This is a genomic window from Ignavibacteria bacterium (assembly GCA_025612375.1).
Lineage (GTDB): Bacteria > Bacteroidota > Ignavibacteria > Ignavibacteriales > SURF-24 > JAAXKN01.
This window is the reverse complement of sequence record JAAXKN010000012.1, coordinates 103,913-113,900: the sequence shown is the minus strand read 5'-3', so window position 1 is coordinate 113,900 and position 9,988 is coordinate 103,913. Positions and strand designations below refer to the sequence as shown.

Annotated in this window: 4 protein-coding genes; all 4 read left to right on the top strand. The window is 45.5% G+C overall.

Going from position 1 to position 9,988, the window contains the following annotated elements:
• A partial coding sequence (gene porU / locus HF312_10105) for a type IX secretion system sortase PorU (protein MCU7520555.1) occupies positions 1 to 2,452 on the top strand: 2,452 nt, incomplete at its 5' end.
• 79 nt (positions 2,453 to 2,531) lie between these two features.
• Entirely contained in the window at positions 2,532 to 3,692 is a 1,161-nt protein-coding gene (gene porV / locus HF312_10100; protein ID MCU7520554.1) for a type IX secretion system outer membrane channel protein PorV, read from the top strand.
• Between the two features lie 88 nt (positions 3,693 to 3,780).
• Positions 3,781 to 6,708 (top strand): T9SS type A sorting domain-containing protein, encoded by a 2,928-nt coding sequence (locus HF312_10095; GenBank protein ID MCU7520553.1) that lies wholly within the window; start codon positions 3,781 to 3,783, stop codon positions 6,706 to 6,708.
• A gap of 178 nt (positions 6,709 to 6,886) precedes the next feature.
• Positions 6,887 to 9,973 carry a biopolymer transporter Tol gene (locus tag HF312_10090; GenBank protein MCU7520552.1) on the top strand — a complete coding sequence of 1,029 codons (3,087 nt, stop codon included), beginning with the start codon at positions 6,887 to 6,889 and terminating at the stop codon, positions 9,971 to 9,973.
• Positions 9,974 to 9,988 lie beyond the last annotated feature (15 nt).

The following is a 9,988-nucleotide window of genomic DNA, read 5'->3' as shown; positions in this document are numbered from 1 at the left end:
TGATGCCCTTATGTTCTACTCCACGGATACGACAGGTGTCGATGAGTTCAGGCTGAGCGGTTTCGGCAGCAGCGACATTCAGGTCTTTGACATAACGGACAATGCCAACTTAAAGCAGGTATCCGGCGCAAGCATAAGCGGAGGGGATTGCTCCTTCAGGGCACAGTCTCAAAAAGGCAGGCTCTCGAAGTATATGGCTGTAACGCCTGCAGCATATTTAACGCCGGGCAAGTTATCGGAAATGAGTAATTCGAACGTACATGCAACGCCTGAGGCAAAGTTTATAATTATTACAAATAAGGCTTTCCTGGATGAAGCAAACCGCCTGAAGACTTTCAAGGAAACCGGGGCTAAGTTTAAGATCTCAACAAGCGTAGTTGACGTGGACCAGATCTTCAACGAGTACTCAAACGGCATGAAGGATGTAAGCGCAATCCGTAACTTCGTCCGTTATGCTTATGACAACTGGAGTGTAAAGCCTGAATACGTGCTCCTTTTAGGAGACGGTAACTACGACTATAAGGAAGTTGAGAAGGCAGGGGAGAACTTTGTAATTCCTTATGAATCATATGAATCGTTTAATTACATCAATTCATATGTTTCGGACGATTATTACGTGACCGTTTCAGGAAATGACGACATACTGGACCTTGCAATAGGGCGCATCAATGCCAGAACGGCAGAAGATGCAAAGGCAGCGGTGGATAAAATAATAAGTTATGAGACTCAGCCGGATCTGGGCTTGTGGCGCAACCTGATTACAATGGTTGCAGATGACGCACAAACGAGTGAGGGCCCTGAAAGTGCAGAGCATGCAGTTCAGTCTGAAACCGTTTCCAATTATTATATTCCGACTACATTCGACCAGAACAAGATTTATGAGGAGTTCTATCCCACGGTTGCAACGGGAACGGGCAAAAGAAAGCCCGCTGTGAACCAGGCTATTATAAAAGCCGTCAATGACGGCACTCTTATCTTAAACTGGATAGGGCATGGCAACCCTGAGGTCTGGTCGCACGAGTATATATTTGAGAAAAACGTTACAATACCTCAGCTGGTAAACGACAAGCTTTTCTTTTTAGTTGCTGCAACGTGCGATTTCGGGCGTTATGATGAGCCGGGTACACAGAGTTCAACAGAGCTCATGCTCTTAAAACCCGACGGCGGCTCAATCGGAACATTTACCGCGGCAAGAACAGTTTATTCAGGCGATAACTTTAACCTGGCCAAAGAGTTTTATTCGAACCTGTTTAAGACAGATTCAACCGGGTATTTCCAGCCGATTGGTAAGAGCTATTATGCAACAAAGATGGTAAGAAACGATATTAACGACCTTAAGTTTCATTTGTTCGGCGATCCCACAATACGCCTTGTAGCCCCGATGAAAGCTGCCGGAATTGACTCGGTAAACCATAGCGCTTCTACTACTGCCAACATTCAGGTAAAGGCTCTTTCAAAGGCAAGTATTGAGGGCTCTGTAAAAAGGCCTGACGGCTCTATAGACAACAGCTTTAACGGCGAGGGAATTGTGTCGGTCTATGACTCGCAGAAGCTGGTTAAGATGAAGGAATATTCCAATTCTCCGGCAACCTTCCAGGGAGGGCTCCTGTTCCGCGGGATGGTGTCGGTTGAAAACGGGAAGTTCTCAACAGACTTCCAGGTGCCGAAGGATATCTCATACGAGAACAAGAACGGGAAGGTGGTAGCCTATTTGTATAACAGCAATAAGGATAACGTCGTAGGCTATACGAACAACATCATAGTAGGCGGCACAGATTCCAGTGCAGTAAACGACGGGAAAGGTCCCGAGATCAGCATAACGTTTGATGATGCAAAGAATACGTCATCTTACCTTGTAAGCCCTACATTTACTATGGATGTAAACCTTAAAGACGGCTCAGGCCTTAACACCACTGGAACCGGCATAGGCCACAAGATCACGGGAATACTGAATGAAAATGAGGCAAGTCCCATTGACCTTTCGGGCTACTTCGTAGGGGACTTGAATGCAGGGGGAAAATCAGGAACTATTAAGTATAAATTTAATGGTCTTGAAAGCGGGGACTATAAAGTACAGGTTAGGGCATGGGATATATTCAACAATTCCTCGGAAAGTGAGGAGCATTTTACAGTTGTAGGCGGAAGCGATATGGCAATCCGTGACGTACTGAATTATCCTAATCCCTTCAGCAGCAGTACGACATTTACTTTCCAGAGGAATACGAGTGACCCGGTGGACGTGAAGATCAAGGTCTACACCGTAGCCGGAAGAATGATAAAGGAGATTGAAGGCATGTCGATTACGGATAAATTTGTAAGAATAGACTGGGACGGGCGTGATAATGACGGAAACTTACTTTCTAACGGCGTATATTTGTACAAGGTAATTATAAAGGGTGCCCAGGAGGCAGGTAGGCAGGAAGTCCTCGGTAAACTTGCCGTTATAAGATGAAAAAATGGCTCAAGTATCAATAAATAGAAGAAAAAACATGAAAAAAGATAATAAAATAATTTATTTCCTGGAGGATAAGATGAAAGGTGTATCAAAGCTTATACTGCTTCTGGCGGTATTATTGGGTATAAGCAGAGTTTCATTTGCACAGGGTGGTGAAACTGCCGTACCGTTCCTGCTGCTGGCTCCCGATGCAAGAGCCGGTGGTATTGGTGAATCAGGCGGAGGCCTTGCTGACAACTCTGCGGCTATATTCTGGAATCCTGCCGGTATTGCTTTCCAGAGCGGTACTGAGCTTAGCATTACACACAGCAACTGGCTGCCCCAGTTTAAGCTTGATCTTTTCTATGATTACCTGACTTACCGCCAGTATATTCCTGAAATTGACGGGAGCATAACTTCAAGCATTACATATATGAACTTCGGCGAGTTCATACAGACGGACGAAAATTCCCCTGAGGAAAAAGGAAGGTTCCATTCATTTGATGCGGCTTTGACTTTAGGATATGCCACAAAACTTTCTCCCGACTGGGGACTTGGGCTTAACTTCAGGCTTATACACAGTAGGCTTTCGGGCAAGATTAAAGTAGGCGAGCAGTTAGGTGAAGGCTCGGCTACAACTGTCAGCTTCGACATCGGCGGTATGTGGAGGCCCAGCCATCTGGGAATTCCTTTTACGGACGAGGACTTAGGAAACAGATTTTCTCTCGGTTTTAACCTCAGCAACATAGGTCCCAAGATCTATTACATAAACAAGGCACAATCAGATCCTATACCTACAAACTTCCGCCTTGGTTTTGCATACAGGATTCTGGACGACGAGTTTAATTCACTTACTTATACTCTCGACTTCAGCAAGCTTTTAGTTAGCAAGAAGACCAACAAAGACGAGTTCTACAAGGCCATATTTACCTCATGGGGTGACCAGCCACTGAAGGAAGAGTTAAAAGACGTTGTTTCATCGATGGGTCTTGAATATGTTTACGGCCAGGCAGGCGACTACCAGTTTGCCGTAAGAGGCGGTTACTTCTATGAAGACCCGAGCTATGGAAACAGAAAATTTGTGACTTTGGGCGCCGGTATCCGTTATGACATGTACGGGTTCGATTTCAGCTATATTACCACTTCAGTCTTCAAGGGCGGCGAAAATCATCCGCTTTCAGACACATTAAGATTTACTCTTTTAATTGGCTGGGGCCAGTCAACAACACAAACTAAAGGTTTACCCCGCGGGATTTAACTAAATGCACAAAAAAATATTCCTCTTTCTGTTGTCATTTTTATGTTTGGGCAGTATAACTGCCCAAACGTTTAATTTAAAGGGTAACATGTCTCCGGACCCCGTGTTCCGGGGCAAAAAATCTCCGGACTCACTGAAGATACTTGCCGTTCTGGTCGAGTTTCAGGATGAAAAGCCGGAAGACCCTGCAACCGTTGGAAACGGCAAATTTGGCAGCCTTTACAGTAAAGAATACGGCAACACTATTTTGGACCCGCTGCCTCACAATGTGAGCTACTTTTCACTCCACATGAAATTTTTGCAGAACTACTTCAGAAGTGTTTCCGATGGAAAGTTTGGCATAAGCTATACTATTCTGCCAAACACTATAACTGCATCCAAAAGAATGCGCGACTATTCACCTGCCGTAAATTCTACGGATATGACTTCACTGGCTTCGCTTGCAAAGGAGGTCTGGCCGCTTGCAAAATCGCAGAACCCGGGAGTTGATTTCTCGCAGTATGACGCATTCATTATTTTCCATGCCGGAGTGGGGCGCGATGTTACCATGCCGGGAAGCCTTGGAAATGAGCGCGACCTGCCTTCGGTTTATTTAAGCGATAATATGCTGCGCAATACCATAGGCGGCGATCTTTCGGCACTGCCGTTAAACCGCGAGGGGAAGTATAATACAATGATCATCCCCGAGACTGAAAACCGCGAGGTAGAGGATATTACAGGGGCAAAGCAGCTTCTGCAGATATCAATTAACGGCCTTATTGTCTCAAGCATAGGCAGCCACCTTGGGCTTCCAGACCTGTTTGATACCAATACGGGTTTAAGCGCAATAGGGCGCTTCGGACTTATGGACGGACAGGCAATTTTTACTTACAGCGGGCTTTTCCCGCCGGAGCCTTCCCCATGGGAGAAGATGAGGCTCGGATGGGCTGCGCCTGTTGAGGCAAACCTGAATGGGGGAACTTTAAGCCTTACGGCATTAAGGGCCGCAGTCTCAGGCGATACCACGCTCCTAAAGGTGCCCATCAATTCGACGGAATACTACCTTGTTGAAAACAGAAGCCGTGACGCAAGGAAAAACGGCGCCGTTGTAACATATGTGGTGGGGCAGGATACACTGACAAAAGTTTTTGATAAGGATACCACGGGATTTTCCTACGACAACGCAGATTCAATCAAAGGCGTTGTAATTAACGTGGATGAATATGACTGGGCGGTTCCGGGAAACGGAATTGTAATCTGGCATATTGATGAGAAGATTATTAATGAAAAGATCGTTTCCAATACTATCAATACAGACAAGTTTCACCGCGGAGTGGATGTTGAGGAAGCAGACGGGATTCAGGATATAGGGGAAAAATTTACCACAGTTTTTGGCGATCAGGTAGTTGGAGAGGGTACGGAGTTCGATTTCTGGTATAAATCAAATTCGGCTCCATTATATAAAAACAGGTTCTCATTCGACACGCAGCCGCCTGCAAGGACGAACACAGGTGCAAACAGCCTTGTTACAATGGCTGACTTTTCCAATATATCAAATAAGATGACTTTTAACCTTTCCTACGGGGACACAGTAATAAAGCCTCTTGCCTATTCAAAGTTGCCAATAGGCGGGAAAGTCAGCACGCTTAACACCTCAGGTACCGGCTTTTTCTACGCTCTTGAAGGAGCTACTTTATTACAAATGGGCACTAGCGGAGTAATTACCGATTCTGTTCCTTCATTTTCTACTTTCAAGCCTGCTGTTTTGAATGTTAAAAGCATGGACTATGTTGCCGGCGCAGTTGGAAACGTTCTCAAAGTTTATATGAATAGCGGAACTTCCAAAGCCACTTCTGAACAGGCTTTAACAGAAAACATCACTGCCGGACCGGTAATTGTCACAAGCGCAGCGGGACAGAACCTTGTTGCAGTGGGAACTGAAAAGGGAAGCGTGGTCTTTTATGCATTGGGGACTTTAGCCTCACCGGCACTCTCCCTGGTAAGAGATGATACACCGGCTCTGACGCGCCTAGCAGTCCTGAGTCTGGTTAGCGACGGGACCAATTATTCTGCATTTTATAAGATGTCAGACGCCTCCTACGGTCTTACTGATCCTGGCCTGAATATATATTCGTTTACTGCCCCGGCTCTTAAAACCGCACTTACAAGAGACAAAAACGGCAATTATGTTACTGTAGTCCTTACGGCAGATAATGAGATTTCCGTAGTTTCAAAGGGTGAATTCCTAAAAAGAGTAAACCTTACAAAAGCGGGGGACTCAGCCGTTACATCCTTTGCTCTTGGGGACCTGAAGCAGAATGGCGAGAACTACATAATTGTTTCAGGAAAGCGCCTTGAAGCCTTAAGTTTGACGGGTGCAGAGGCAGATAACTTCCCGTTTGAGGATCCGCAGGGCCTGGGTTTCAGCGGATGCCCGGTGGTATTCTATAATAATGAAATTGGAGCAACCGAGGTTGTAGCCGTAACACGTGACGGCAGAATTTTTGCAGTTAACGGAACAACCGGAAAGGCTGTAAAAGGATTCCCTGTTTCTTCGGGTGAAACAGTTGCGGCAAGCCCCGTACTGTTTAATGCAGGAAGGGCGTCTTTAGCCCTTGTAACAGCAGGGAACACGTTTTTTACCTATTATATTGCCTCTCAGGAAGGAGACATTTACTGGGCCTCTGAAAACGGGAGCCCCGCGGGAGCTTCATTTATCCCGCAGGCTAAGTATACAAACGTCCAGACGGCATTTATGCCAAAGGAAAGGGCCTACAACTGGCCTAACCCGGTCTATGGCACGGAAACCAACATAAGGTACTTTGTTTCCGAGGATTCAAAGGTCGATATCAGGATATTTGACCTGGCAGGCGACCTGGTGGCACATTTGACGGATAACGCCAGAGGGGGGCTTGATAACGAGACCGTATGGAATGTCTCAGATGTACAAAGCGGTGTTTACTTTGCCAGAATAGAGGCAACGGGAAACAGCGGAAAAACAGAGAACAATACGATAAAAATTGCAGTTATAAAATAAACCCCGGAAAAATAGAGAAAAATTATCCTGCTGTTTACCGGCAGTAAAAACCTTAAATTTGCCGGACAAAATAATTTAGCCTTTTCACCTGCATAGCGGAAACTCCTCTGAAAACGTGCAGTTTTCAAGGGGGTACCGGCATGCAGGTGATTCCTATTTATAATAAACCGTACTGAAGATGAAAAAACTTTTTGGATTACTTTTAGCTTCTGTTCTGCTTCTAGGCAGGGTTTCAATGGCCCAGTTTACAGAGTTCCATCCCGAGCTTAACTGGCTTACACTTAAAGGAAAGCACGTTGAAGTCCATTACCACGAGGAGACCGAAAGGACCGCAAGGGCAATACTTAAGATTGCAGATGAAGTCTGGGGACCCATTACCTCCCTGTACCAATATGAGCCCGAAACCGTGCACTTTGTAGTTAAAGATATAGACGACTATTCAAACGGCGCTACATATTTCTTTGACAATAAAATTGAAATATGGTCTTCAGCCCTCGATTTTGACCTGAGGGGAACGCATAACTGGCTTAGAAACGTTATTTCACACGAGTTTACGCACATGGTCCAGATCCAGTCGTCCATGAAGCTATCCCGCACGCTTCCCGCGGTTTATATGCAGTTTATGAACTATGAGGATAAAAGAAGGCCTGATATACTCTATGGATTTCCTAACGTTATAGCTTCGTATCCCCTGGCAACAATAAATGTTCCTGCCTGGTTTGCCGAAGGAACCGCCCAGTACATGAGAAAGGAATTCAACTACGACAACTGGGATTCGCACAGGGATATGATTCTGCGCAGCTATGCCCTGGACGGGGGGATGATGACCTGGAACCAGATGGGAGGCTTCGACAAGACGAGTCTTGGCAATGAATCTGTTTATAACGCAGGCTTTGCCCTTACGAGCTACATTGCGCAGAAGTACGGCGAGGATAAGTTAAGAAAGATCAGCCATGCTCTGGGAAGCATGAAGAATTTTACGATTGACGCAGCCCTTAAGGATGTCCTTGGCAAAACGGGTGACGAAATTTATGACGAGTGGCGTGACAGCCTTAAGAAAGACTACAAGAAAAGAACAGCCGAGGTTGAACAGAACGTTGTAAAGGGGCGTGAGGTTGGAACCGAGGGCTTTGGGAATTTTTATCCACTGTTCTCTGAAGACGGCACAAAAATCCTTTATCTGTCAAACAAGCAAAGCGACTATTTCAGCCCTTCAAATATTTACTCCTACGACCTGAAGACAGGCAAAGAGGAGATGGTTACCTCAAACGTAAGAAGTACCATGAGCTGGATAAAAGGAGAGAATAAAATTGTGTACTCAAAGCTCAGCGAGGATAACCCGAACTGGGCCAATATACACGATCTTTATGTTTATGACCTCTCAGAAAAGGAAGAAACCAGGCTTACGCACGGCCTGAGGGCAAACCAGCCTTATGTTTCTCACGACGGCAAAAAAATTGTTTTTGTTTATCAGAAAGACGGCACCTCAAACCTGGGGCTTGTTGACATAAAGGGGCAGGGATTTAAGAGGCTTACTTTCTTTGAAAACGGTGAGCAGGTATTTAACCCCAGGTTCTCTAATAATGACAGCCTTATCGTTTTTGACTGTGTAAATGCAAACGGGCGCGATATTGCTTCGGTTAAGGCTGACGCATCGGGACTTGAATACATACTTCAGGCAAAGGCTGACGAGCGCAACCCTGTTTTCGGGCGCGACGGAAAGCTTTACTTTTCAAGTGATGAAAGCGGTATCTATAACCTTTATTCAATGGATCTGAAGACCAAAAAAACCGAGCAGCTTACAAACGTAACAGGCGGCGCCTTTATGCCGGCTGTGGACAATGGCGGCAACATTGCCTACGCGGGCTATACTTCCAACGGGTATAAGATATTCTTCCTCGATACACTGGAGCAGAAGAAGGTGGACCCGCTTAAAAGATATATACCGCGGGAAAATCAGCCCCTTAGCGCCGATAAGTCGAACGGTGACATAAACAATTTCGGCATCGACGGCCTGACAAATTATGACGACAACTATCTGCCGGACACGAAGGCTGAACCATACAAGGGATCTTTTACAAAAGTTACCTTCTTTCCGGTAATAAGATACGACAACTATACGTCGTCCAATAACCCGATAGATAAGATTAAGCCCGGGGTATATGTTACTTCAAACGACATGCTGGACCGCTTTTCTTTCTTCGGCGGAGCTACAATTAACCGCCAGATGGAGCGCGATCTGTTTCTGGAGCTGAACTACAGGAACAAGCTGCCGCTTCTTTTCAATATGGGAATTAAGCCTGAACTTTCGCTTCAGCTTTACAGCGTTTCAAGGGATGCAAATACGGATCTTATTCTGGATGAATTTGACAATACAAGAATACCGATTGACGTGACATACGACCTTTTTGAGGTGGATCTGGCTGCAAAGCACAGGATATTCGCGCGCGGAAACGACCTGGAATTCAGGTTTATATACAGCACTTATACCAGCACTCTCGGAAGCTTTACACTCCCGACCAGGCCAGACGAGCTTTATCAGAAGACGAAGGATACCTATCTTATTGGAAGAAACTTCCAGATAAAGTATCATCACGAGCTTCTGCTGCCATATATCGACAGCGATATAAATCCTGTGGGAAGTGAAATTGACCTTCAGTACAATTATGAGATGAACAAGTTTAACCTCCATAATAATTTTACAGTTGAAGACGGAATACTTAAATCCGCTTATGACAACTTTGATTTTAACCGCCTGGAGCTCAACGTGAAAGAGCATATCCCGCTCTGGAAAGGTCATACTCTTACGGCACAGTTCAGGGGAGCAAGCATTTTAAGCCGCATGGCCGATACAACTGACTTCTTCGATTATTACCTGGGCGGACTGATTGGAATGAAGAGTTATCCATTCTATGCCGTCAGCGGAAAGCACCTTGGATGGCTGAACCTGACATACCGCTTTCCTCTCTTTAAGAATATAGACTACAGGCTGGGGCCCCTTTATCTGGATAAGATATTCATGGCGGTCTTCGGAGATATTGGTAACGCCTGGGAGGAGAAGATGCCTTCTTTAAATAATTTTAAGAAGGGCGCGGGCGCAGAGCTAAGGATTAAAATGGAGTCGTTCTACATGTTCCCGACCAGCATATTTTTCTCGGCGGCTTATTCGTTCGACAGGGCAGACAGGGTAATAAGGGAAGAACTGGTACGTTACGGAAAGGAATGGCAGTTCTATGGCGGTATATTGTTTGATTTCAGCTTATAACAAAATTATATAATC